Annotated in this window: 19 protein-coding genes and 1 pseudogene; 10 read left to right on the top strand and 10 right to left on the bottom strand. The window is 66.6% G+C overall.

Annotated elements, in window-relative coordinates; translation table 11 throughout:
* Nucleotides 1-290: 290 nt before the first annotated feature.
* The 7 genes and pseudogenes from C438_RS06305 to xacR form a co-directional block, all read left to right on the top strand.
* Nucleotides 291-1,694 (top strand): annotated as a pseudogene (locus C438_RS06305) (diaminobutyrate--2-oxoglutarate transaminase); the annotation flags it as partial.
* Nucleotides 1,691-3,274, top strand: a complete 1,584-nt coding sequence (locus tag C438_RS06300) for a pyridoxal phosphate-dependent decarboxylase family protein (protein WP_004968487.1) — start codon at nucleotides 1,691-1,693, stop codon at nucleotides 3,272-3,274. The pseudogene C438_RS06305 and the gene C438_RS06300, both read left to right, overlap by 4 nt.
* Entirely contained in the window at nucleotides 3,271-5,052 is a 1,782-nt protein-coding gene (locus C438_RS06295) for an IucA/IucC family protein (RefSeq protein ID WP_004968486.1), read from the top strand. Before C438_RS06300 ends, C438_RS06295 begins: the two co-directional genes overlap by 4 nt.
* Complete coding sequence (locus C438_RS06290; protein WP_004968485.1) at nucleotides 5,049-5,690, top strand: GNAT family N-acetyltransferase; 642 nt, start codon at nucleotides 5,049-5,051, stop codon at nucleotides 5,688-5,690. The genes C438_RS06295 and C438_RS06290 overlap by 4 nt, the downstream gene beginning before the upstream one ends.
* Complete coding sequence (locus tag C438_RS06285) at nucleotides 5,687-7,060, top strand: lysine N(6)-hydroxylase/L-ornithine N(5)-oxygenase family protein (protein WP_004968484.1); 1,374 nt, start codon at nucleotides 5,687-5,689, stop codon at nucleotides 7,058-7,060. The genes C438_RS06290 and C438_RS06285 overlap by 4 nt, the downstream gene beginning before the upstream one ends.
* An 8-nt stretch (nucleotides 7,061-7,068) precedes the next feature.
* On the top strand, nucleotides 7,069-8,907 hold the full coding sequence (locus C438_RS06280; protein WP_004968483.1) for an IucA/IucC family protein: 1,839 nt from the start codon (nucleotides 7,069-7,071) through the stop codon (nucleotides 8,905-8,907).
* Nucleotides 8,908-9,469: 562 nt separating this feature from the next.
* A complete protein-coding gene (gene xacR, locus C438_RS06275; protein ID WP_004968482.1) occupies nucleotides 9,470-10,225 on the top strand; it encodes an HTH-type transcriptional regulator XacR in 756 nt (251 codons plus the stop codon).
* 346 nt (nucleotides 10,226-10,571) lie between these two features.
* On the opposite strand, the gene xacF is transcribed toward xacR, so the two are convergent.
* The gene (gene xacF, locus C438_RS06270) at nucleotides 10,572-12,020 is read right to left on the bottom strand and encodes a 2,5-dioxovalerate dehydrogenase (protein WP_004968481.1); all 1,449 of its coding nucleotides are present in this window, start codon (nucleotides 12,018-12,020) and stop codon (nucleotides 10,572-10,574) included.
* 157 nt (nucleotides 12,021-12,177) lie between these two features.
* Here xacF and C438_RS06265 point away from each other — a divergent pair, with 157 nt between their 5' ends.
* Entirely contained in the window at nucleotides 12,178-13,416 is a 1,239-nt protein-coding gene (locus C438_RS06265) for a xylonate dehydratase (protein ID WP_049917794.1), read from the top strand.
* Nucleotides 13,417-13,673: 257 nt separating this feature from the next.
* Here C438_RS06265 and xacK read toward each other — a convergent pair whose 3' ends face one another.
* The 6 genes from xacK to C438_RS06235 form a co-directional block, all read right to left on the bottom strand.
* Nucleotides 13,674-14,825 carry a xylose/arabinose ABC transporter ATP-binding protein XacK gene (xacK, locus tag C438_RS06260; RefSeq protein WP_049917793.1) on the bottom strand — a complete coding sequence of 384 codons (1,152 nt, stop codon included), beginning with the start codon at nucleotides 14,823-14,825 and terminating at the stop codon, nucleotides 13,674-13,676.
* Between the two features lie 2 nt (nucleotides 14,826-14,827).
* Complete coding sequence (gene xacJ / locus C438_RS06255; protein ID WP_004968478.1) at nucleotides 14,828-15,994, bottom strand: xylose/arabinose ABC transporter ATP-binding protein XacJ; 1,167 nt, start codon at nucleotides 15,992-15,994, stop codon at nucleotides 14,828-14,830.
* Between the two features lie 3 nt (nucleotides 15,995-15,997).
* Nucleotides 15,998-16,927, bottom strand: a complete 930-nt coding sequence (gene xacI / locus C438_RS06250; RefSeq protein WP_049917792.1) for a xylose/arabinose ABC transporter permease XacI — start codon at nucleotides 16,925-16,927, stop codon at nucleotides 15,998-16,000.
* Between the two features lie 2 nt (nucleotides 16,928-16,929).
* Nucleotides 16,930-17,883 (bottom strand): xylose/arabinose ABC transporter permease XacH, encoded by a 954-nt coding sequence (gene xacH / locus C438_RS06245; protein WP_004968476.1) that lies wholly within the window; start codon nucleotides 17,881-17,883, stop codon nucleotides 16,930-16,932.
* 54 nt (nucleotides 17,884-17,937) lie between these two features.
* Nucleotides 17,938-19,254 (bottom strand): ABC transporter substrate-binding protein, encoded by a 1,317-nt coding sequence (locus C438_RS06240; protein ID WP_004968475.1) that lies wholly within the window; start codon nucleotides 19,252-19,254, stop codon nucleotides 17,938-17,940.
* A 341-nt stretch (nucleotides 19,255-19,595) separates the two neighbouring features.
* Entirely contained in the window at nucleotides 19,596-20,360 is a 765-nt protein-coding gene (locus C438_RS06235; protein ID WP_004968474.1) for an NAD-dependent epimerase/dehydratase family protein, read from the bottom strand.
* A 121-nt stretch (nucleotides 20,361-20,481) separates the two neighbouring features.
* Between C438_RS06235 and C438_RS06230 the strand changes: the two genes are divergently transcribed.
* Entirely contained in the window at nucleotides 20,482-21,222 is a 741-nt protein-coding gene (locus C438_RS06230) for an SDR family oxidoreductase (RefSeq protein WP_004968473.1), read from the top strand.
* A 73-nt stretch (nucleotides 21,223-21,295) separates the two neighbouring features.
* Complete coding sequence (gene xacC / locus C438_RS06225; RefSeq protein WP_004968472.1) at nucleotides 21,296-22,156, top strand: pentonolactonase XacC; 861 nt, start codon at nucleotides 21,296-21,298, stop codon at nucleotides 22,154-22,156.
* Nucleotides 22,157-22,199: 43 nt separating this feature from the next.
* On the opposite strand, the gene C438_RS06220 is transcribed toward xacC, so the two are convergent.
* Genes C438_RS06220 through C438_RS06210 form a run of 3 tightly spaced genes read right to left on the bottom strand, consistent with a single transcriptional unit; the run spans nucleotide 22,200 to nucleotide 25,228 of the window.
* Nucleotides 22,200-23,177: a D-xylose 1-dehydrogenase gene (locus C438_RS06220; RefSeq protein ID WP_004968471.1), complete on the bottom strand. Its 978-nt coding sequence runs from the start codon at nucleotides 23,175-23,177 to the stop codon at nucleotides 22,200-22,202.
* A 60-nt stretch (nucleotides 23,178-23,237) separates the two neighbouring features.
* A complete protein-coding gene (locus tag C438_RS06215; RefSeq protein WP_004968470.1) occupies nucleotides 23,238-24,362 on the bottom strand; it encodes a D-xylose 1-dehydrogenase in 1,125 nt (374 codons plus the stop codon).
* Nucleotides 24,359-25,228: a fumarylacetoacetate hydrolase family protein gene (locus C438_RS06210; RefSeq protein WP_049917790.1), complete on the bottom strand. Its 870-nt coding sequence runs from the start codon at nucleotides 25,226-25,228 to the stop codon at nucleotides 24,359-24,361. Before C438_RS06210 ends, C438_RS06215 begins: the two co-directional genes overlap by 4 nt.
* Nucleotides 25,229-25,440: the final 212 nt, after the last annotated feature.

The following is a 25,440-nucleotide window of genomic DNA, read 5'->3' as shown; positions in this document are numbered from 1 at the left end:
CCGCGGTTCGCCGAGGGTGAACCCCCGCTCATGGAGGTGTTCGGCCGAGCGGAAGCGGGGTAAGTCCGCGGCAGAGCGGACCCCGGCACGCGCCCGACTGCAGGCCGCGCCCCGAGGAAGCGACCCGCCGGACCGTGGACCGGTCGCCGCGAGTCGGTCGCCGCGAGTCGGTCGCCACGGCCGACGAGCGACCGCACCACCCAGATATTTTCACTAAAAATATGATTGTAGTAAAACTTTTGTATTTTTAGGCCAACCTAAAATCTGATGCTCGACAGCGACAGACCGACGACGAATCAACGGAGGGAAGCGCGATGACCGACCCGACGGCCGGCAACGAGGCGTTGCTCGAACAGCAGGCCGCCCGCGAGTCGAGTGCACGGACCTATCCCCGACACCTCCCGCACGCGATACGGGAGGCCTCGGGCGTCACCGTCACCGACATGGACGGCGAGGAGTACTACGACTGTCTCGCAGGGGCCGGCACGCTCGCGCTCGGCCACAACCACCCGAGGGTGGTCGAGGCGATGGAGCGCGTCCTCGCGGAGGACCGCCCACTCCACACACTCGACATCACGACCCCCGTCAAGGAGCGGTTCGTCGACACGCTGTTCGACAGCCTCCCCGACGAGTTCGCCGAGAACGCGCGGGTGCAGTTCTGTAGCCCCGCCGGGACCGACGCCGTCGAAGCCGCGCTCAAGCTCGTCAAAACCGCGACGGGCAACCGGAGCGTCCTCGGGTTTCAGGGCGGCTACCACGGGATGACCAACGGCGCGCTGAGCCTGATGGGCGACACCGACCCGAAGGAGAACGTCCCCGGCCTGATGCCCGACGTACACCACCTGCCGTATCCGTACGAGTACCGGTGTCCGTTCGGCGTCGGCGGCGACGAGTGCCGCGAACTCGCCGCCCGCTACGTCGAGCGCACCCTCGACGACCCCGAAAGCGGCATCACCGAGCCCGCGGGGATGGTGGTCGAACTCGTGCAGGGCGAGGGCGGCGCGATTCCCGCGCCCGACGACTGGACCCGTGAGATTCGGCGGATGACCCGCGAGCGCGACATCCCGCTCGTCGTCGACGAGATTCAGACCGGCCTCGGGCGGACCGGCGAGCTGTACGCCTTCGAACACGCCGACATCGTCCCCGACGCGGTCACGCTCTCGAAGGCCATCGGCGGGTCGCTCCCGCTTTCGGTCGTCGTCTACGACGAGTCGCTCGACGTCTGGGAGCCGGGCGCGCACGCCGGCACCTTCCGGGGGAACCAACTCGCCATGGCCGCCGGCATCGCCACCATCGAACACGTGCTCGAACACGACCTCGACGACCACGCCGCGCGCATGGGCGACCGACTCCGCGGCCACCTCGACGCGACGAAGCGCGCTCACGACGCCGTCGGTGACGTGCGCGGTCGCGGGCTGATGCTCGGCGTCGAACTCGTCGACCCCGCGGGCGAGCCCGACACCTGCGGGCGCTTCCCGGCGCATCCGGACCTCGCCGACGCCGTCCGCGCGGCGTGTTTCGACCGCGGCCTCATCGTCGAGCTCGGCGGCCGCCACGGGAGCGTCGTGCGGTTCCTCCCGCCGCTCGTCGTCACCCCGAGCGACGTGGACGCCATCGGGAGCATCTTCGCGGACGCCGTGGAGGCCGCAATCGAGGAAGTCGACGCCGGCGGTCGCCGGGAGGTCGCCGCATGAACGGCGTCGGCGGCGTCGACGGCGTCGGCGAGCGCCGCGACCCGCGACCGGACGCCGCGAAGTGGTTCCTGAGCGGCGACGACGACGACCGGGCGCGCTACCGCGACGCGATTCGGCGAGCGCGCGACCTCGTCCTCGACGAGTTCGCCGAGGAGGCGACGCCGTACTCGGGGGCGACGCCCGAGGAACTCGACGACGCGCTCGCCCGGTTCGAGATGTTGCCCCACGAGGGCGACGGCGTGGCCGCGGCGCTCGACCGCACCGAGCCGATTCTGCGGAACTCGGTCGGCGTCTCGGACCCGACCTGCGTCGCGCACCTCCAGTGCCCGCCGACGATTCCGGCGCTCGCGGCCGAGGTGCTTTTGACCGCGATGAACCAGTCGATGGACTCGTGGGACCAGAGCCCCGCCGCGACGCAACTCGAACGGCGGTTCGTCGGGGAACTGTGCGACCTGTTCGGCTACGAGGACGGCGACGGCGTGTTCACGAGCGGCGGCACGCAGTCGAACTTCGTCGGCCTGCTCCTCGCGCGCAACAGGGTCGTCCTTGAGGAGTACGGCGTCGACGTACAACAGGCGGGCCTCCCGCCGGAAGCGCGGGACCTGCGCATCCTCTGTTCGGCCGACGCCCACTTCACCGCCACGCAGGCGGCCTCGCACCTCGGTCTCGGCGAGAACGCCGTCGTCACCGTCCCGACCGACGACGACCGCCGCCTGTCGATGGAAGCGTTCGACGGGGCGGTCGCGGACCTCCGCGAGCGCGGGAAACGCCCGTTCGCAATCGTCGCCACCGCGGGGACGACGGACTTCGGAAGCATCGACCCGTTAGGCCCGCTGGCCGACCGCGCGGCCGAACTCGACTGCTGGTACCACGTCGACGCCGCGTGGGGCGGCGCGCTCGCCCTGAGCGACGACCACGCCGACAAACTCGCCGGTATCGAGGCCGCGGACTCCGTCGCGGTCGACTTCCACAAGCTGTTCTACCAGCCGATTAGCTGTGGCGCGGTCCTCGTCCGCGACGCGTCGGCGTACGACCTCATCGACCGCAACGCGGCCTACCTGAACCCCGAGCGCGACGACGACGCGGGCGTGCCGAACCTCGTCTCGAAGTCGGTCCAGACCACCCGGCGGTTCGACGCGCTCAAACCCTTCGTGACGATGCAGGCGCTCGGCCGCGAGGGGCTGGCGTCGATGGTCGAGTACACCATCGACCTCGCCGACGACGCCGCGAGGCTCGTCGAGGCCGACCCCGACCTCCGACTCGTCCACGACTCCGACCTGAACGTCGTCGTCTTCCGGTACGTCCCCGACCGCGGACGAGACGGCGACGATCCGGCCGACGGCCCGGCCGACGAACCGAGTGCCGACCCGAACGCCGACGACCTGAACGAGGCCATCCGCGATTCCCTCCTCGACGACGGCGAGGCCGTGGTCGCCCGGACCACCGTCGACGGCGAGACGTGCCTGAAGCTGACCCTCCTGAACCCCCGAACGACGCGCGAGGACCTCCGAGCCCTCCTGCGCGAGGTCTCGACTCGCGGAACCGAACTCGAAACGACGACCGACGACCGACACGCATGAATCCGAACGACACAGCCGAGTCAGCGACGATACACAGCTTCCTGAACTGCTACCTCCGGGAGACCGGCGACTACGCCGTCGTTCCAGCCGGGGACGCGCCGGTCGAGACGGACGCCGAGGAAGTCGTCCACGCGCCGCTTTCCCGGCAGGGCGTGGACCTCTACGTCCCGCTTTCGTACCGGTCGCCGACGGACCGCCACCTGTTCGACCTGCCCGGCGTCTACCGACTCCCCGACGGCGAGACGTTCCCCCTCGACTACACGGTGCTCGTGACCCTCGTCACGACCGAACTCAGGCTCGACCGCGACGACACCGGCGCGGCCGACGAACTCCTCCTGCGGGTCGTCAAGAGCTGTCAGAACATCGAGCGGTTCGTCGAGGGCCGCCGCGGCGACGAGGAGCGACTGTACGGCTTCGACACCTCCTTCCGCGACGCCGAGCAGTCGCTCGTCTTCGGCCACCCGCTCCACCCGACGCCCAAGAGCAGACAGGGCATCCCGGCCCACGAGTCGCGGACCTACGCGCCCGAACTCCGCGGGTCGTTCCCGCTGGCGTACTTCAGCGCCGACCCCGAGCTCGTCTCGCAGGACTCCACTCGCGGGGAGTCGGCGGCCGAGTGGGTCGCGTCGGCCCTCCGCGCGGACGGCTCGGTCCCCGAGTCGTTCGTCGCCGAACGCGTCGATAGCGACAGGGTGCTGATTCCCGTCCACCCGTGGCAGGCGGACTACCTCCGCGGGCAACCAGAGGTGCGGGAGCACCTCGGCGACGGTCTCGAATACGTCGGCCAAGTCGGCCGGGAGTTCTACCCGACCTCGTCGGTGCGGACCCTGTACGCCCCCGACTCGCCGTTCATGGTCAAGGCGTCGCTGAACGTCAAAATCACCAACTCCGAGCGGACGAACAAACTGCCCGAACTGGAGCGCGGCGTCGCCGTCACCGAACTGCTGGACACCGAACTCGGCGACGACCTCGAAGCGCGGTTCCCGGCGTTCGACGTCGTCCGCGACCCGGCGTACCTGACGGTCGACCTCGGAAACGGCGAGTCCGGCTTCGAGACCGTCCTCCGCGAGAACCCCTTCCGCGGCAACGCGGCGGCGAACGCGACGCCCGTGGTCGGCCTCTGTCAGGACCACCTCGGCGACGGGTCGTCCCGGCTGGCGACGCTCGTGGAGGGCATCGCCGACCACGAGGGGCGGCCGACCGACGCGGTCGCAGAAGACTGGTTCCGCCAGTACCTCGAACTGTCGGTTCGGCCGGTGCTGTGGCTGTATCTCGAACGCGGACTGGGCGTCGAGGCCCACCAGCAGAACAGCGTGCTGACGCTCGACGGCGGCTATCCCGAGACGTTCCGCTACCGCGACAATCAGGGCTACTACCTCCCCGAGTCGATGTACGACGAGGTGGACGCGCTCCTTCCCGGCATCGGCGAGCGCGCCGACACCGTCTGCCCGGACGCCGTCGCCGACGAGCGCATCCGGTACTACGTCGTCATCAACAACGCCTTCGGCCTCGTCAACGCCTTCGGCACGGCCGGACTGGTCGACGAGCGACGCCTCTTGGGCGTCCTCCGCGAGGAGCTCGAATCGCTCCGCCGGTACGACCGGCCGTCGTCGTCGCTTCTCGACGACCTCCTCACCCAAGCGACGATTCCCTGCAAGGCGAACCTGCTCACGCGGTTCCACGACATGGACGAACTGGAGGGGTCGCTGGCGAACCAGTCGGTGTACGCCGACATCGACAATCCGCTGGTCACGGAACTGGAGGTGCCAGCGCCATGACCGACGCGTCGGCAAACGCCGCGGCGGACTCGGCGACCGACGACGGGGGCCGCGAGTACGCCTACCGCGTCCGCGACGAGCCCATCGACCGGACCATCGCCTTCGCGGAAGTCGACCCGGCGCTGGACTCCGACCGGCTTCACGCGTGGCTCGGCTCCGACCACGTGAAGCCGTACTGGCAACTCGACCTCCCGAAGCCGGCGTTTCGGGCGAAAATCGACGAGAAGCTGGCCGACGACCATCTGACGCCGTACGTCGGCCTGCTCGACCACACGCCGATGAGCTACTGGGAGGCGTACCGGGCGGCCGACGACGTCGTCGCCGAGTGCTACGACGCCGCCCCCGAAGACCGGGGCGTCCACCTGCTCATCGGGCCGCCGGAGTATCTCGGCCACGGCTACTCGATACCGCTCTTGCGGGCGATGACGGCGTTTCAGTTCCGCGCGACCGACGCGACCCGCGTCGTCAGCGAACCCGACGTGCGAAACGAGCGGGTCATCCACGTCTTCGAGCGGTGCGGCTACGAGGCGCAGAAACGTATCGACCTCCCGGACAAGGAGGCCGTGTTGATGCACTGCGAGCGCGACCGCTTCTTCGACGCGGTGGCCGAGAACGCGGAGGCGGAGGTGAGCCGATGAGCGAGTCGCACGTCCACGACGTGGTCGGAATCGGTCTCGGCCCGTTCAACCTCGGACTGGCCGCCCTGCTCGACGGCGCGCCCGAGGACGTTGACGCGGCGTTCCTCGAACGGGACGCCGAGTTCGCGTGGCACGAGGGGATGCTCATCGAGGGGACGACGCTGGAGGTCCCGTTCCTCGCGGACCTCGTGACGCTCGCCGACCCGACGAGTCCCCACAGCTACCTCAACTACCTGCGGGAGACCGGCCGCATCTACGAGTTCTACTTCTACGAGACGTTCCAGATTCCCCGGCGGGAGTACAACGACTACCTCCGATGGGTGGTCGGCCGACTCGACGCCTGCCGGTTCAGCCGCGAGGTCACCGACGTTCGCTGGGACGAACGCGAGGAGTGCTACGCGGTCACCGCGCGGAACCCGGAGACCGGCGAGCGCTCCGAGTACCGCGCCGAGAACCTCGCGCTCGGAATCGGCTCTCGGCCGCACGTCCCCGAACACCTCCGCGGGCACCCGGACGATGACGTGTTCCACACGGCGCGGTATCGGCACAACCGCGAGCGCGTCGTGGACGCGGACACGGTCACCGTCGTCGGGTCCGGACAGAGCGCCGCCGAGGTGTTCCAAGACCTCTTGGAGCGCCAGCCCGACCACGGCTACCGGCTGGATTGGCTGACTCGCTCGGACGGCTTTTTCCCCATGGAGTACTCGAAGCTCGGCCTCCAGCACTTCACGCCCGAGTACGAGCGGTACGTCTACGACCTCCCGCAGGCGGTGAAAGACGACCTCATCCCGAATCAGGACCTGCTGTACAAGGGCATCGACCCGGAGACGAGCGCCGAGATATACGACCTGCTCTACCGGCGCTCCATCGGCGGGCGCGACCCCGACGTCGGCCTCTTCGCGATGACCGAGGTCCGCGATATCGAGACCGTCGGCGACGCGTACGCCCTCGACTGTCACCAGTGGCAGGCCGAGGAGTCGTTCGTCCACGAGAGCGAGGTCGTGATTCTCGGCACGGGCTACGAGCGGCCGATGCCCGAGTTCCTCGACCCGATGGAAGACGCCATCGAGTGGGACGAGAAGGGCCGGTTCGAAGTGACCGAAGACCACCGACTCGCAGTCGACGTGCCGGGAGACGTGTTCCTCCAGAACGCCGAGGTCCACACCCACGGCGTCGGGGTTCCGGACCTCGGCCTCGGGTGCTACCGGAACGCGAAGTTCGTCAACCGACTCGTCGGGCGCGAGGTCTACCCCGACGACGTCGACACGGTCTTTCAGGACTTCTCGGTGGCGCAGTTCCTCGAACGCGCACCGAACGCGACCCGCGCGGGCGGAAGCGAAACGCGACTCACGCCGACGCAGAACGACTGACGATACCCATGAATCCGAACGACACCACGCTACGGGACGCACTGGACGCAGACGTCTGGGAGACGGTCGAACGCCGCCTCCTGACGAAGATGCTCGAAGAGTTCGCCTACGAAGAAATCGTCGAACCGCGAAAGGTCGACGCCGGCGACGACCGTCACGTCTACCGGTTCGACCTCGGCGAGACGAGCTACCGGTTCGAGGCCGCCGACCGACTGATGGACAGCCTCCACGTCTACGGCGACACGGTCGAGCGGCGGACCGACGGGCCGTGGAAACCGCTCGGCGACCCCCTTCGACTCCTGCGCGACCTCGGTGAGACGACGGCCCTCGACGGCCTCACCGAGGGGAACCTCGTCCGCGAGTACAAGCGGACGCTACTCGCGGACGCCCACATCGAGTCGCGGGAGCGGGACCGAGAGGGGTTCGACCCGACGGACCTCGATTACGCCCGTCTCGAAGGCGAGATGGAGGGCCACCCGTGGATTACGTACAACAAGGGGCGGCTCGGCTGGGGGTACGACGATTACAAGCAGTACGCGCCGGAGCGCAAATCGCCCGTGACGCTCTCGTGGGCGGCGGTCCGCAAGGAACGCGCGACGTTCGTCGGGACCGAGGGGGTCGACCACGACTCGCTCGTCCGCGGCGAACTCGGCGACTACTACGGGCGCTTCCGAAGTCGCCTCGACGCGAAGGGGTACGACCCGGACGCCTACTTCTTCATGCCGGTCCACGACTGGCAGTGGGAACACAGCGTCGTCCCGCTGTTTCCCGACCACATCGCGGCCGGCGACATCGTCCCGCTCGGCGAGGGGCCGGACGAGTACCTCCCGCAACAGTCGGTCCGGACCTTCGTCAACGTCGACGACGCGGAGAAACACCACGTGAAGGTGCCGATGCGGATTCTCAACACGCTGGTCTGGCGGGGGCTTCCCGGCGAGCGGACCGAACTCGCGCCGACGGTCACCGAGTACATCAAGGGCATCTACGAGCGGGACGACTTCCTGCAGGAACAGGGGTTGATTCTCCCCGGCGAAATTGCGGGCCTCAACTACGACCACGCGGACTTCACCGACATCGACGGCTCGCCGTACCAGTATCACGAACTGCTGGGCGCGGTCTGGCGGGAGTCCATCTACACGTTCCTCGAAGACGACGAGCGGGCGATTACGCTCTCGTCGCTGATGCACGTCGACGGCGCGGGCGAACCCTTCGTCTCGCGGCTGGTCGAACAGTCGGGACTCGCGCTCGACGAGTGGCTGGCCGAGTTCTTCGACACCGTCTTGCCGCCGCTGTTGCACTTCCTCTACCGCTACGGAACCGTGTTCTCCCCGCACGGCCAGAACACCATCCTCGTCGTCGAAGACGGCGTTCCCACCCGACTCGCGGTCAAGGACTTCGCGGACGACGTGAACGTGAGCGACCAGTCGCTCCCGGAGTTGGAGGCGCTTCCCGACGAAGTGCACGACGTGCTCCGAAAGGAACCGCCTGAGGGCCTCTGTCAGTTCATCTTCTCCGGGCTGTTCGTCTGCGTCCTCCGGTACGTCGCCGACGTGCTCGAAGAACACGAAGGCTACGCCGAACGAGAGTTCTGGGCGCACGCACGACGCGCGATTCTCGATTATCAGGCGCAGTTCCCCGAACTCCAAGCGCGGTTCGACCTGTTCGACATGCTCCGACCGGAGTTCACGAAGCTCAGTCTCAACCGGAACCGCATCTTCGACTACGGCTACGACGACTCCCCCGGTCGTCCGCACGCCGCCGAACACGGAACGGTGACGAACGCCCTCGCCGAAGTCGCGGGCGACAGAGCTGACGACGCGAGTCAGACGGGGACGGCGGACGACTGAACCGAGAGGCGGGAGGCCGGACCGTGGACTCCGCCGGCGGTTCGTCACCGACGCCGGCCCGTTGTGGACCCTCCTCTCCTCTCTTCCTCACCCGTCATCCGCGTCCCCGTTCGTCCCACGCCGTGAGACACGACGAGTGCGAACCGTGGGACTGAGCCGCGAGGAAACGGGAGCCATATTGTACACATCGAACAACTATCCGAAGAAGGCGGGGCGTCGGCGTCCGCCAGTCACGACCGGTCGTCGAGACGAAAACAGCGGCCACAGAGACGAGCGAGATTGACGAGCTTCTGGACGCCTCGGAAGCGTTAACAAAAATCCCAAGTTAGAGAAACCGAACACACCGTCGTTTCGGGCGAGAGATAGAGAACAGACGACGAGTACGTAAGATAGGGAAAACCGAATGAGCACCGCACATAGTATTGCTCGGTTGCAGAACAACAGCCAGAAAGCAGAACAGTCGCTTGACAGACGGGGAGTCCCGCCGAAACGACGTTCCACGTTCACGGCCCCCCGTTCTCCCGACCAGAACACTTATTCAGATACTTGATAACGAATAATCATGGACGCCAAACATCCGGTCCGGACCACGGAGAAGACGCTGGCGCTCGTCGAGGAACTGATGGAGAAAGGACCCTGTGGGGTCACGGAGTTAGCCAGCGACCTCCAGATGGGAAAAAGCGCGGTGCACAACCACCTGACGACGCTCCAGAAACACGGGTACGTCCTCAAGGACGGCGACGACTACCGAGTCGGCTTGAAGTTCCTCGAAGTCGGCGGCCACAGTCGGAAGTCGATGGAGGTGTATCAAATCGCCGAACCCGAGGTCAAGTCGCTCGCCGCCGACACGGGCGAACTCGCCAACCTCCTCGTCGAAGAACAGGGGATGGGCGTCTACCTGATGCGGGCGAAAGGCGACGACGCCGTGGACCTCGACACCTACGCGGGTCTGCGGACGAACCTGCACACGACGGCGCTCGGGAAGGCGATTCTCGCGAACCTCCCGGAGTCTCGGGTCGACGAGATAATCGAGCGCCACGGGCTCGAACAGAAGACGCCGAAGAGCATCGGCACGCGGCAGGAGCTGTTCGAGGTGCTCGAAGCGGTCCGCGAGCGCGGCTACGCCATCGACGACGGCGAGCGTCTCGAAGGCCTGCGCTGTATCGCCGCACCCATCAAATCGTCGTCCGGCGAGGTGCTCGGGGCCATCAGCGTCTCCGCGCCCGCCAGCCGAGTCAGCGACGAAGACCTCCACGGGGCGCTCCCCGAGCGCGTCCTGAGCGCGGCGAACGTCGTCGAACTCAACATCAACTACTAACGCGCTCGTTCGCTATCTCGGAACGGGGCGCGAGCCCCTCAGATTCTCGATTCGGAGCCGTGTTAACAGAGCTCTCGTCGTGTGACCGCCGCCGTACATTACACAGCTACGGGTGTAATCTCGATTGCGGTCGTCCGCGGAATGTCGTTCTGTTATAGAGAATTGGGTTTGGATGGGCTGAGACGACAGTATCGACAGGGTGAGAGCGCGGGTGACGGGTGATAGGTGATGGTGACGGGAGGCAGATGAGGAGAGGAGAGGAGAGGAGAGGAGAGGAGAGGAGAGGAGAGGAGAGAAAAGAACGAGACGATGGCAGACGGTCGCCGTCGGCGACCGGGTGGGAGGCTCAGTAGTTGTCGTAGACGGTCTTCTCGATGGTGTAGAAGTCGAGGCCGGCGTCGCCCTGTTCGCGCCACGTCTCCGACGAGGAACGCTTGAACCCGCCGAAGGGGACGTGGAGTTCGAGGCCGGTCGTCTTGTCGTTGACCTTCACCACGCCGGCTTCGACCTCGTCGACGAAGCGGTTCGCCTCGGTGTGGTCGTCGGTGACGACGCTGGCCGACAGGCCGTAGTCGACGCCGTTCGCGACCGCAAGCCCCTCGTCGAAGTCGCTCACTTCGATGACGGCGATGACCGGGCCGAAGACCTCCTCCTGTGCGATGCGCATGTCGGGGTCGACGTCGGTGAACACCGTCGGCTCCACGAAGTGACCCGTTTCGACTGCCTCGCCCTCGGGGACGCCGCCGCCGGCTTCGAGCGTCGCGCCCTCGCCCTCGGCGATGTCGATGTATTCGAGCGTCGAGGCGAGTTCGGACTCGCTGACCTGCGGGCCCATCTCGTGGTCGGTGCCGGGACCGACGTCGAGGGACTCAGCGCGGTCGACGAGCTCGGCGACGAAGTCGTCGTACACGTCCTCGTGGACGATGGCGCGGGAGCAGGCCGTACACGACTGGCCGGTGGTTCCGAACCCGCCGTTGGCGACGATGTCGGCGGCTTCGGCGGGGTCCGCGGAGTCGGCGACGAGCGTCGGGTTCTTCCCGCCGAGTTCGGTCTGGACGCGCTTGCCGGCGTCTGTGGCCTGCTCGTACACCATCTCGCCGACCTGACTGCTCCCGGTGAAGGAGACGAGGTCCGTGCCCTCGTTGGCGATGAACTCGCTACCGACCGAGCTACCGGGGCCGGTGACGACGTTGAGGACGCCGTCGGGGAGGCCGGCCTCGTCGAGCGCGCGGGCGATTTCGACGACGACGCCGGGCGCGATGGAGGCGGGCTTGAGGACGACGGTGTTGCCGGCGGCGAGCGCCGGAGCGAGCTTCCACGCCGGGATGGCGATGGGGTAGTTCCACGGCGTGATGAGCGCCGCGACGCCCACCGGCTCCTGCCGCGTGTAGAGGTTCGTGTTCGGCCCGCTCGCGCCCTTCCTCGCGCCGCCGAGGTCGGCGGCCTTCGTCGAGAAGTAGTGGAAGATGTCGATTGCGCGCTGTACCTCGCCCGCCGCTTCGGGCCGCGCCTTCCCCTCCTCGGCGATGAGAATCTCCGTCAGTTCGTCCTTGCGCTGGGCGAGGAGCGTCCCCGCCTCGCGGAGGATGCGTCCGCGCTCGGGACCGGGCGTGTTTCGCCACTCGTCTTCGGCCGCGACGGCGGCGTCGACGGCCGCGGCGGCGTCGTTCTCATTGGAGTGCTGATACGTCGCGACCACCTCGCTCGGGTTCGCGGGGTTCGTCACCTCGGCCGTCTCGCCGGTCTCCGAGGTCACCCACTCGCCGTTGACATAGTTTTTACTGGGTTCCGTCATCGGTCGTGTGTTCTCTCTTCCGACATACAATTCTTGCGAAGTTGTCACCATTTGTTGGCTGTCGTCGACGGGGGGGAGTTCGGGAGCGTGCATCGGGGTGAGCGACGAACTACCGACCCACACACTTTTGTAGTGGCTTTCGAGATATACGTGCGCAATGGTTGAGCAAGCGAAGCTTAGCGACCCGAACGCGGAGTACACGATGCGCGACCTGTCCGCGGAGACGATGGATATCACGAATCCGCGAGGCGGCGTCCGCGACGCCGAAATCACGGACGTACAGACGACGATGGTCGACGGGAACTACCCGTGGATTCTCGTCCGCGTCTACACCGACGCGGGCGTCGTCGGCACCGGCGAGGCCTACTGGGGCGGCGGTGACACCGCCATCATCGAGCGGATGAAACCGTTCCTCGTCGGCGAGAACCCCCTCGACATCGACCGCCTGTACGAGCACCTCGTCCAGAAGATGTCCGGCGAGGGCTCGGTTTCGGGCAAGGTCATCTCCGCCATCTCGGGCATCGAAATCGCGCTTCACGACGCGGCCGGGAAGCTCCTCGACGTGCCCGCCTATCAGCTCGTCGGCGGGAAGTACCGCGACGAGGTGCGCGTCTACTGCGACCTCCACACCGAAGACGAGGCCAATCCGCAGGCCTGCGCCGAGGAGGGCGTCCGCGTGGTCGAGGAGCTCGGCTACGACGCCATCAAGTTCGACCTCGACGTGCCCTCGGGCCACGAGAAGGACCGCGCGAACCGCCACCTCCGCAACCCCGAAATCGACCACAAGGTCGAAATCGTCGAGGCGGTCACCGAGGCCGTCGGCGACCGCGCGGACGTGGCGTTCGACTGCCACTGGTCCTTTACCGGCGGGAGCGCAAAGCGCCTCGCCGCCGAGTTGGAAGACTACGACGTGTGGTGGCTCGAAGACCCCGTCCCGCCGGAGAACCACGACGTGCAGAAGCTCGTGACCCAGTCCACGACGACGCCCATCGCGGTCGGCGAGAACGTCTACCGGAAGTTCGGCCAGCGGACCCTGCTCGAACCGCAGGCGGTGGACATCATCGCGCCCGACCTGCCCCGCGTCGGCGGCATGCGCGAGACGCGGAAGATTGCCGACCTCGCGGACATGTACTACATCCCCGTGGCGATGCACAACGTCTCGTCGCCCATCGGGACGATGGCGTCCGCGCAGGTCGCCGCGGCCATCCCGAACTCGCTTGCCCTCGAATACCACTCCTACCAGCTCGGCTGGTGGGAGGACCTCGTCGAGGAGGACGACCTGATTCAGAACGGTCGCATGGAGATTCCCGAAAAACCCGGCCTCGGGCTGACGCTCGACCTCGACGCCGTCGGAGAACACATGGTCGAAGGGGAGACGCTCTTCGACGAGGAGTAACCCGCCACCGAGAGCGAGACTGTCCCACAGCGGCCGCGACCGCCTGACATGCACCCATAACCCGGACGCACCACCGCGAGCGAGAAACGCGAACGTCTCTCGGCACGCGGCGCGTCCCCCGCGGCCGCTTTTTCACTCGCTGAAGTTCGATACCGGAGCGACGCGACTCGCGGACGCAGTCGCTACGCTGACACAGATAGCTCGACGGCTGAGAGCGGCGCGCGAACCGCGGACGAAAAGCAGAAAGCAGTGACCGGTCAGTTCGAGACGAACGCGTCGATGGCGCGGTTCGACGGGAGCTCTCGGTTCTTCAGCGCGTCGCCGGTCTCCCCGTCGAACAGGTGAATCGCGTCTTCGGGGAACGTGACGGTCGTCCGGTCGCCCGCTTCGACTCTCGACCGCCCGGTGGTGGTGGCGGTGAACTGGGGCCCCTCGTCCCCGTCGGCGAACCGCAGGTGGACGGTGTTCTCGTTCCCCTGCGGCTCGACGACGACGACCTCGGCGTCGAAGGTCCGCTCGCCGGAGCGCCGCTCGCCGACCGCGACGTCCTCGGGTCGGATGCCGAGCGTGAGGCCGCCCGCGTCGCCGAGTTGGTCTCTGGTCGCGCCCGAAAGCGGGTAGTCGAAGCCGTCGCCGCTGAAGGTGTCGCCCGAAAGCGACCCGGGGAAGAAGTTCATCGACGGCTCGCCGATGAAGCCGGCGACGAACAGGTTGCTCGGCCGGTGGTAGCAGTCAAGCGGCGTGCCGACCTGCTGGAGTTCGCCGTCGTCGAGGACGGCGACGCGGTCGCCCATCGTCATCGCCTCCGTCTGGTCGTGGGTGACGTAGACGGTCGTGACGCCGAGTTCCTCCTGCAGTCGCTGGAGTTCGGTGCGCATCTCCGCCCGGAGCTTGGCGTCCAAGTTGGACAGCGGCTCGTCCATCAGGAACACCTCGGGGTCGCGCACGATTGCGCGCCCGAGGGCGACCCGCTGTTGCTGGCCGCCCGAAAGCTGTCCGGGCTTGCGGTCGAGCAGGTCGGAGATACCGAGCATGTCGGTCGTCGTTTCGACCTGCTGGCGTATCTCGTCGTCCGGCAAGTCGGTCGATTCTTCGAGCCCGAACGACATGTTCCCGCGGACGCTCTTGTGCGGGTACAGCGCGTACGACTGGAACACCATCGCGATGTCCCGGTCCTGCGCGGACACGTCGTTGAGGACGCGCTCTTCGAGTCGGAGTTCGCCCTCGGTGACGGTTTCGAGCCCCGCCATCATCCGGAGCGTCGTCGATTTGCCACACCCCGAGGGACCGACGAGCACGAGGAACTCCCCGTCGTCGATGTCGAGCGATATCTCTTCGACGGCGACGATGTCGTCGCCGCCGTCGTCGGTGTACACCTTCGTTACGTCGTCGAGTGTCAATCGTGCCATGGCTACTGTTCGAGTTGCGTGCGGTCGGCTTCCTGGTCGTGGCGGCGGTTGTGTACCGCGGTTCCGGTCTCCGCGTCGAACACGTGAATCTTGTCCGGCGGAATCGTCACCGTGACGCGGTCGCCCCGCGTGACGAGGTGCATCCCCTCCGTGACAGCCTGCAATGCGTCGTCGGCAGAGGGTTGGTCCGGGTGCGAGAGGTGGAGGACGTTCTGGTCGCCGTGGGGCTCCACGACGGTCACGTCCATCCGGAGTTCGTGGTCGCCGAGTGCGGCGTCGTCGGCGGGAGTGTCGTCGGTCGTCGCGTCGACGACCGCGATGTCTTCGGGGCGAATCCCCAAGACGAGGTCCTCGCGGTCGCCGACGGACTCCATCACGTCCGCGTCGAGCGGGTACGAGAAGTGCTCGCCGACGAACGCCGTCTCCGAGCGCGTCCCGCGGACGAGGTTTATCATCGGCTCGCCGATGAACTCCGCGACGAACAGGTTGTTCGGCTCGTGGTAGCACTCGAAGGGTGAGGCCACCTGCTGGAGTTCGCCGCCGTCCATGACGGCGATGCGGTCCGCCATCGTCATCGCCTCGGTCTGGTTGTGGGTGACGTAGACGGTCGTGACCGCGAGCTGGTCCTGCAGGTTCTGGAGTTCGGTCCGCATCTCCGCCCGGAGTTTGGCGTCCAGGTTGGACAGCGGCTCGTCCATCAGGAACACCTCGGGGTCGCGCACGATAGCACGCCCGAGGGCGACCCGCTGTTGCTGGCCGCCGGAGAGTTCGTCGGGCTTGCGGTCGAGCAGGTCGGCGATGCCGAGCGTCTCGGCGACTTCGACGACGCGCTCGTCGCGCTCCGCAGACGTGTATCCCTCCTCTTCTTCGAGTCCGAACCGGATGTTCTGCCGGACGGTCATGTGGGGGTACAGCGCGTAGTCCTGGAACACCATCGCGATGTCGCGGTTCTGCGGGACGCGGTAGTTCATGTGGTCCCCGCCGATGTAGATGTCCCCGCTGGTCGGGGTCTCCAAGCCGGCGAGCATCCGGAGCGTCGTCGATTTGCCGCACCCCGAGGGACCGACGAGCACGAGGAACTCCTCGTCGTCGATGTCGAGCGAGAGGTCGTCGACGGCGACCGTGTCGCCGAAGCGCTTCGTCAGGCCGGTGAGTTGAATCTGTCCCATGGGTTAGGCCTCCGTGCGAAGTCCCTTCGCGAACTGCTCGGCGAACGCGACGTACAGGATGAGCGTCGGAACCGCCGCGAGGAACGCCGCGGACATCCTGATACCGAAGTCGATGCCGGAGGTCGACGCCCCGATTGCGGGAAGCACCAGCGTGACCGGTGCCGCCGGCGCGTCGGACCCGGTGACGAGCGTGAACGCGAAGAGGAACTCGTTGTAAATCTGCGTGAACTGGTAGATGAACACGACGCCGAACATCGGCTTCGAGATGGGCAGGATGACGCGCCGGTAAATCTTCGTGATGCTCGCGCCGTCGATTTTCCCGGCCTCAACGAGCGAGTTCGGGAGGCTCTGGTAGTACGACCGGAACAGTATCGTACAGATGGGAATCCCGTAGGCGATGTGGGTGATGACGAGCGGCACGAGTTCGGCGTGGTACCCCTGGAAGAAGGGTATCGACGCCACCATCGGCTCTAGCATCCGCGCGAGCGGGAAGATGTTGTTCCAGAAGCGCGCGAGCGGGACCAACACGGCCTGGTAGGGGACGAAGACGCCGACGACGAACAGCATCAGCATGCCCATCTGCGCCCGCCAGTTGACCATCGTGAGGCCGTAGGCGGCCATACTCCCGAACAGGACGCTCCCGATGGTCGCCGGAATCGACATGATGAGCGAGTTGAAGAACGACCCCGAGAGCTGTTCGAGGGCGAACTGGATGTTCCCGAGGGTGAAGCCCTCGCCGACCGGCGGCGCGAAGGGGAGCGAGCGCGCGACCGACTCGTTCGTCTTGATGGCGGTCATGATTCCCGTCTCCAGCGGGACGAGGAAAAAGCCGAGGAAGAACACGACGAGCGCGTACTGGGCGACGCGCCGGAGGTTCACGTCCTCGACGAGCGATGCGACGTCGAAACTGCCTGTGGATGACGGCTGTGACATGGTCAGAGACTCCCCTGTTTGTACTGGTAGTAGAGGTACGGTCCGATGACGCCGAGCGCCATGATGAGAAGCATGGTGGCGATGGCGGCCGAGTAGGCCCACTCACCGAACTTGAACGCGCGGCGCACCATGAGCGTCGCCAGGATGTCCGTCCCGTTCGGCGGGCGGTACCGGCCGACGAGCGCATACAGGAACGTGAACGCCTTCAGCGCGAACACCATCAGCACGACGGCCGCGCTGACGGACGCTTCCTTGAGTTGCGGGACGATGATGCGGAGGTAGGTCCGGATGATGCTCGCGCCGTCGACGCGGGCGGCCTCGAACTGGTCGTCGGGAATCGACTGGAGCCCCGCGAGGTAGACGACCATCGTGTACCCGCTGAACTGCCAGATGAGGGCGAATATCACCGCGCCGAGCGCGATGGATGGGTTCCCGAGCCAGTCTACCGGGTTGAACCCGAGGGTCGTCACGACGAGGTTGAGGATGCCGCTTTCGACGTTGAACATCCAGAGCCACAGTTGCGCGGTGACGACGAACGAGAGGCTCATCGGGAGGAGATAGACCGTCTGGAACTTCTCGGAAAACCGGATGCCGTGGTCCAACAGGACCGCGAGGAACAGGCCGAGTACCAGACAGATAGTCGTGAAGCCGACGAGGAGAACCAGATTGTTCTGCGCGGCGGAGATGAACGCGTCGCTCGACAGCGCCTGTGTGTACATCTCCAAGTCGAGCGTGGAGTAATCGGGGGTCCCGAGGCCCTCGTAGTCCGTAAACGAGATGGCGAAGTTGTAGCCGATGCCACCGTAGACGGCGATGCTCATGAGGACGAACGGGATTCCCCAGTACGGCGCGGAGCGAACGAAGTCGCTGTTGAGGAAATACCGGAGCTTCGACTCCCACCCGACCGCCTCGTCGGTCGTGTCGGTGACCTGCTCCGTGTTATCGTGTGTAGCCATCGATATACCTATATTTTATTTGTGTATGATAAAGGTGTAGTTTCGACCGAAGCGTTACTCGGAGACCGCTTCGACGAGCGCGTCGGCGGTGGCTTCGACCTTGAACGGCCCCATGAAGTTATCGCCGAAGGCGGTCTTACACGCGCCCATCGTCTTGGGCGTGACGGCGAGACCGTGGGCGATGGTCGGCGGGTACGCCTCCGAGTCGGTGAGGTCCTCGTAGGTCATCGCGAGGAAGTCGGTCAGTTCGCTCGGGTCGATGTCGGTGCGAAGCGGGACCGACCCCTTGGGGTTGTTGAAGGCGATTTGGGCCTTCTTCGTGCCGACGAACTTCTGCCACGCGATGGTCTCCTCGCGGCTCGGGTTGTTGCTCGGCGCGACGATGGAGTCAACGTGGTAGAAGTAGATGCCTTCCGTGCCCGGGAACGGTATCCAGTCCCACTGCTCTTTGTAGTTGAAGCTGTCGTCGGCGCGGAACATCCCGTACACCCAGTTCCCCTGATGGATGGTCGCCGCGTTGCCCGAGATGACCTTCTGCCCCGCCGTCGTGAAGCTGATGGACGAGGCGTCGGCGGTGATGTAGTTCTCGTTGATGGTCTTCAGCGCTTCGAGCGCCTCGACGACGGCCGCCCTGTCGGGGTTGCCCTCGATGAAGTTCGTGTACGCCTCGACACCGCTCTGGCTCGTCAGAATCTGCGCCCAGAGTTGGAGGTTCGTCCACGGCGCGACCATCGCCTGCGCCATCGGCGTCACGTCCGTGTTCTGGTCGATGGCTTCGAGCGCGTCGAGGAGCGCGTCGACGCTGTCGAGGCTCGACGCGTCGATGCCGGCCTCCTCGAACACCGCGGTGTTGTAAAACAGGTTGTTCATCCGGTGAGAGCCGATTGGGACCGCCGGCATCTTGTCGTTGAACTTACACAGTTCGACCGCGCGGGACTGCATGGTGTCTTTGAACCCTTCGGCGTCCCACACGTCCGCTTCGAGGTCCATCAGCGCGCCCGAGTACCGTTCGAGGTTCTTCCCCGGCCAGTTGGCGAACGAACTCATCGGGTTGTTGTTCGCGAGTCGCCGGAGAATCGTCGCGTTGAGGTTCACGTTCGCGCTCGCGCCGACCGCCTGGAAGTTCGTATCCATCTCGGGATACTCCTCCTCGAACGCCTCGATGAGCGCGGTGACCGCCGCCTCGCCGTCGCCGCCGGCCCAGCCGTGAAGCACTTCGAGTTGCGAGTCCCACGTACTGCCCGAACTGCTCCCGCCGGTCTCGGTGTCGTCGCCGGAACTGCCAGAACTGTCCCCGCTTCCGCTCTCGGTGCCCTCCGTCTCGGCTCCGCCACCGCCGGTACACCCCGCGATGCCAGCGGCCGCACCCACGGTCAGGGCCTTCAGGTATTTTCGACGATTCACACGTTCATCGCTACTATCATGCTCGACCATGTATTACCCATGTTATATACCCGCATATATAAGTTGTGGATGCTAGATGATGATATAAAAGTGGACGGGGTCTCGTCAACACGTTTCGCGAGGGTTTCGCCCCGAGAACCACCGAGCGAGCATCTGGACGCACTTTCGAGAGTCGAACTAGACGCCGCGCGAGGTCGCTCGTCGTCGCCCGCGACACCGTCCGTCTCGCAGTCGCAGTACGTCGGTATCGCCGGGCGTCACCCCACAGTCGCTCAGCCAACGACCCCGTCCTCAGCCAACTCTGCCGCTCACTCCACGACGGTCGCCGAGTTGTCTCGCGGGCGATAGCCGATGGTTCGCATCGTCTCTGTGAGCGAGAGATACCGGTCGTCGTTCGCCGAGACGAGGTTGACAGCGAGCGGTGAGTCGGGAAGCGGCGCTTCGACGGCCCGCCGCATCCCCTGCTCGCAGTCGCGGGGACTAAGCCACATCGCGCGGACGTAGCGCGCGACGGACTCCTCTTCGTCCATCTTCTCGCGGACCTCGTCGGCCGACAGGAGCCACCCGATGCGGAGATTGAGCACTTCCAACCCGTGTCGGTCCGCGTAGTAGTTGCCCAGCGCCTCGCCGAACACCTTGCTCACGCCGTAGTACGAGTCGGGGCGCGGCGGGTCAGACACCCGAACCGCCTCGGCGTCGGCGGCCAGCGTCTCCGGCCGGGTCGCGTCCGCGATGTTGTACATCTGGTGGACGTGGTTCGTGCTGGCGAAGACGAGTCGGTCGATATCGGCCGCCAACGCCGCCTCGTAGACGTTGTACGTGCCGCCGATGTTGACCTCGTAGACGCTGTCCCACGCCGCGTCGGGGTTCGGGTTGGCCGCGAGATGGACGACGATGTCGTGGCCCTCGAACGCCTCCGTCAGCGCGTCTTCGTCGCGCACGTCGAGGATGACGCTGTCGAGTCCCTCGCGCTCGCGGTGCGTGATGGGCGTCACGTCGTGGTCCGAAGCCAGCGCTTCGACCGTGACTCTCCCGACGTTGCCAGCCGCTCCGGTGACCGCAATGCGTGCCATACGATGACAATCGATGGGAGTCTAATAAACGTGTTCCAAGCGCCCGCCGCCGGATTGCCACGGGGAAAACACGTATGAAACAGGGTCACAATCACGGCGTATGGTCGACCGACCAACCGCCATGGAAGACCCACTCGACGGACGCACGGCGCTCGTCACGGGTGCGAGTTCGGGAATCGGCGCGGCGACGGCGCGCGTGCTCGCCGAGGACGGCGCGGACGTCTGTCTCGCCGCCCGCAGAGTCGAACGACTGGAATCGCTCGCTGACGAGATTCGCGAGGCGACGGACGCCGTCGTGAGCGTCGTGCCGACGGACGTGACCGACTCCGACGCGGTCCGGGCGCTCGTCGACGCGACCGTCGAGCGGTTCGGCTCGCTCGATATCGTCGTCTGCAACGCCGGCCTCGGCATCGACAAGTCGGTCGCGGAGTTGACCGACGAGGAGTACCGCCTGATGACCGGCGTCAACGTCGACGGGATGTTCTACACGGCCAGAGAGTCGATTCCGCATCTCGTGGAGTCCGAGGGGAACCTCGTCTTCCTCGGGAGCATGTCCGGGAACCACCCGCGACCGCACAACCCGGTGTACGCCGCGACGAAGTGGTGGGTCCGCGGGTTCGCGTCGAGCCTGCAGGGGTCCATCGGCGAGGAGAACGTCGGCGTGACCTGCGTCAACCCGACCGAGGTTCGGACCGAGTTCGGCTCCGAGAGCGGCGAGACGCTCGAAGAGTCGTTCGAGGAGGGCGAAGTGACGGAGGCGATAGAGGTCGCCGACGCCATCGCCTACGCGGTCCGCCAGCGGTCGCCGAACACGGTGCTGTCGCTCGACCTCTACCGGCGCGACAAGCTCTCGCACTTCTGAGCGGCCGCGGGCGCGACGGTACTGCCAACAATCGAGGGAAGCGTATTTTGCGGTCGGTTCCGAACGGACGCCCATGACCGTCACGAGAGTGGTCGACACGTCGTGCCGACTCGGCGAGGGGCCGGTCTGGCACCCCGACGAAAAGCGGCTGTACTGGGTAGACATCGAATCCGGGCGACTCCATCGCTACGACCCCGAGACGGGGGCGCACGACTGTCCGGTCGAAACGTCGGTCATCGCCGGGGTGACGATTCAGCGCGACGGGTCGCTCCTGGCGTTCATGGACCGCGGCCGCGTCGGGCGCGTCGTCGACGGCGAACTCACAGGAGTGACCGAAATCGTCGACTCGCCGACCCGGTTCAACGACGTCATCGCCGACCCCGCCGGGCGGGTGTTCTGCGGGACGATGCCCGCCGAATCCGCGGGCGGGCGGCTGTTCCGCCTCGACACGGACGGGACGGTGACGACGGTCGAGACCGGCGTCGGAATCCCGAACGGGATGGGGTTCACCCGCGACCGCGAGCGGTTCTACTTCACGGAGACCGAGGCGCACACCATCTATCGGTACGCCTACGAGGAGAAGACGGGAGCCGTCTCGGACCGCGAGCGGTTCGTCGAATCGCCGGAGACGCCGGGACTGCCGGACGGGATGACGGTCGATTCGGCGGGTCACATCTGGTCGGCCCGCTGGGAGGGGGGCCGCGTGGTCAAGTACGACGCCGACGGAACCGAACTCGACCGGTTCGACGTGCCGACGGAGAAAGTGACGAGCGTCGCCTTCGGCGGGCCTGACCTCGATTCGCTCTACGTGACGACCGCCGGCGGCGACGAGGACGGGGACGGCGGAGCAGACGACGATGCGGGCGCGCTGTTCCGCCTCGACGTGGCGGCGACCGGGCGGCCCGAGTTCCGCTCGGACGTTCGGTTGTACTGAATCGGGACGGACAGCGGCCGCGCGCGGCCAGTTCAGCGCGCAGTCAGTTCAACTCGACCGCGCGCCCGGTGTCGGCGCTCTCGTAAATCGCGTCGATAGTCCGCATGACCGCCACGGATTCCTCGCGGTCGACGCGCGGCGTCTCGCCGGTCTCGACGGCGCGGGCGAACGCCTCGACCTCGCGGCGGTAGCTGTCGGTCGGGTCGAACGTCTCCGTGACGACGCGGCCGTCGGTGGCGTAGGTGAGTTCGGCCGAGGCCGTCGACCCGACGTTGAACGCGGGCGTCGCCTCCAGCCAGCCGTCGGTGGTCTGGACGCGGTAGTACTGCGTCTCGGGCGTGTCGAACGACGATTCGACGCGGGCGGTCGCGCCGGAGTCGTACTCCAAGACGCCCGACATCCGCGTGTCGACGCCGCAGTCGCGCGTGTCGGTCGTGGTCGCGTACACCCGGTCGGGCGTCCCGAGGAAGAGCCGCGCCGCGCTGACGGCGTAACAGCCCACGTCCATGACGCTCCCGCCGGCGAGGTCGGGGTCGATGCGGATGTCCTCGGCCCCGTCGGGCAGGCGGAACGAGAAGTGCGACGTGACCGAGACGACCTCGCCGAGCTCCGACGCGACGAGTTCAGCGGCCCGCTCCGTCCGCGGGTGGAAGCGGTACATGAACGCCTCCATCAGCGTGACGCCCGCGTCCTCGCAGTAGTCGAAGAGGGCGGCGGTCTCGTCGGCGCTGGCGGTCAGCGGCTTCTCACAGAGCACGTGGAGACCGCGGTCGGCGGCCGCCCGAGCCCAGTCGGCGTGGAGGCCGTTGGGGAGCGGGATGTAGACCGCGTCGAGAGAGTCGTCGGCCAAAAGCGCCTCGTAACTGCCGTAGGCGGTGGGGATGCCGAGCTCGTCGGCGACCGCGCTCGCCCGCGCCTCGTCGCGGGACGCGATGGCGGCCGCCGTGTGCTCGCTCGCCTGCACCGCGGGGATGACCGATTTGACGCCGATGCCTGCCGTACTGAGGATACCGAACTTCATACGGGGAACTGCGGCGACCCGGCAAATAAAACTGCGGGCGACGGTGCGCCGAATCGGTTCCTACGTCCCGTCGGCGTCGGCGTCGGTGCCGGCGTCGACGTCAACAGCGACGTCGGTGCCGCGCTCCGCCGCGGCGTAAATCGCGTCCATCGCGCGCATGTCCACGAGCGCGTGCTGGCCGTCGGGCGCGGGGTCGGTCCCCGTCAGGAGCCGGGACGCGAAGTAGTCGAACTCCTCTGTCATCTGATTCACCTGCTCGAAGTCGTAGTCGGCGGACTGGTCTCCCCACGACAGCCGGAAGCCCCGCTTCTGGCGGTTGTAGAACGCGGGCTCGATTTCGAGTTCGCCCTCGGTGCCGGTCACCCGGAGGTGGCTCGACTGGTAGGCCGACTGGCTGGCGGTGCAGACCGCGAGCGTGCCGTCGTCGAAATCGACGCCGAAACTGACGTGCTCGTCGCCGACGGCCGCGAACGCCTCGTCGTCGACGCGGGCGGTCGCCCTGACGCGGACGGGGTCGGCGTCGAGGACGAACCGCGCGGTGTTCAGCGGGTAGAGTCCGATGTCCATGACGGTCGCGCCGCCGGAGAGTTCGGGATCGAGCCGCCACTGGTCGGGGTCGGGGACGACCTCGTCGAGCAGGCGCTGGGACATGTGGCCGTGGACGAACACCGGGTCACCGATGACGCCGGCTTCGACGAGTTCGCGGGCGCGCCGGACGGCCGGCTCGGTCTGCATCCGATAGGCGACCATCAGGGGCACGTCGGCGCGGTCGCAGGCGGCGACGAGCTTCTCGGCCCGCTCGACCGACGCCTCCAGCGGTTTCTCGCAGAGAACCGCCTTCCCCAACTCGGCCGCGGTCTCGACGTACGGGAGATGTAACCCGTTCGGCGTGACGACGTACACCGCGTCGTAGGCGTCGGCGGCGACCCCCTCGTGGAACTCGTCGTAGGTGAGCCCGTGGGTTATCGAGTCGGCCAACGCCGTCGCGCCCTCGGCTTTCTCCTTCGAACTGCTGACGACGACCGTGGTCTCGCAGAACTCGGACGCCTCGACGGCGGGAATCGCCTCGTCGCGGGTCCACCAGCCGAGGCCGATCATGGCGACCCTGACGGTGCCCGCCACGTCGTCACCCTGCCAGTCGCGGCGCGTGAAGTCTTCGACGACGTCGGTGGGTGTGGAACTCATACGGTGGTGACGGAGTTCGAGAGGGTGCCGATTCCCTCGATGGTGATGTCGACGCGGTCGCCCGCTTGAAGGTCGAACGGGTGGTCGGGCACGAGCGAGGTGCCCGTGAGGATGACCGCCAGTTCGGGCACTGTGTTATGGCGCGTGAAGTACGACACGAGTTCGTCGCAACTGCGAACCATCTCGCTGGTGTTCGTGGCGTCGTCGTAGACGACCTCGCCGTCGCGTTCGATGGTCATGCGCATCTCTAACTCGTGGGGGTCATCGACGTCTTCGGGCGTGACCACGCACGGGCCGATAGAACAACAGCGGTCGTACACTTTCGCCTGCGGGAGGTACAGCGGGTTTTCGCCCTCTATCGACCGACTGCTCACGTCGTTGCCGACGGTGTAGCCGACGATTTCGCCGCGACGGAGGACGATACCGAGTTCGGGCTCGGGCACGTCCCACTCGGAGTCGTCTCTGACACCGATGGCGTCGCCCGGTTCGACGGTCCGCGAGGGCGTGGCCTTGAAGAAGATTTCCGGCCGGTCGGCGTCGTAGACGTCGAAATACATGTCCGGCATCGAACTCTCCTCCTCGCGGGCCTGCTCGCTGATTTGGTAGGTGACGCCGGCGGCCCAGACCTCCTCGGCGTCGACGGGGACGGTCGCGTGCTGGTCGACGAGGGCGTCGTCGACCACGTCGGCGTCCTCAGTCAGCTCCGACGCGAGTCGGTCGATAGAAGTCCGGGCGATACTGGCCACCCGAGCCAAGTCGCCGAAGGTCCGAAGGTCCGCGTCGGCGCTCGTCAGGTCGTAGGTCGTGGAGTCGTGCCTCACCGTGAGGCGGCGCTCTCCCGACACCTCAAGCTGGTGGTAATGCATTCAGTATTCTCATTACCATCGATTGTTATAAAAGTACGTCCCGACCCGAACGGGGTGCCGCGGGGTGAGACACAAAACCGCGAGACTGCGGCGGGGTCGACCTCAAACCGCCGAGCGGGGGAAGTCAGCCGTCGACCGGCGAACGAACCCCGACGGTCGCGAGACAGCGGTGCCGGATCGCAGGCGCGGCACGGACGGGGCGTGGACGGTAC

It is taken from the genome of Haloferax denitrificans ATCC 35960 (assembly GCF_000337795.1).
GTDB lineage: Archaea > Halobacteriota > Halobacteria > Halobacteriales > Haloferacaceae > Haloferax > Haloferax denitrificans.
The sequence above is the reverse complement of the archived record's forward strand: the minus strand, read 5'-3'. Positions and strand labels throughout refer to the sequence as shown.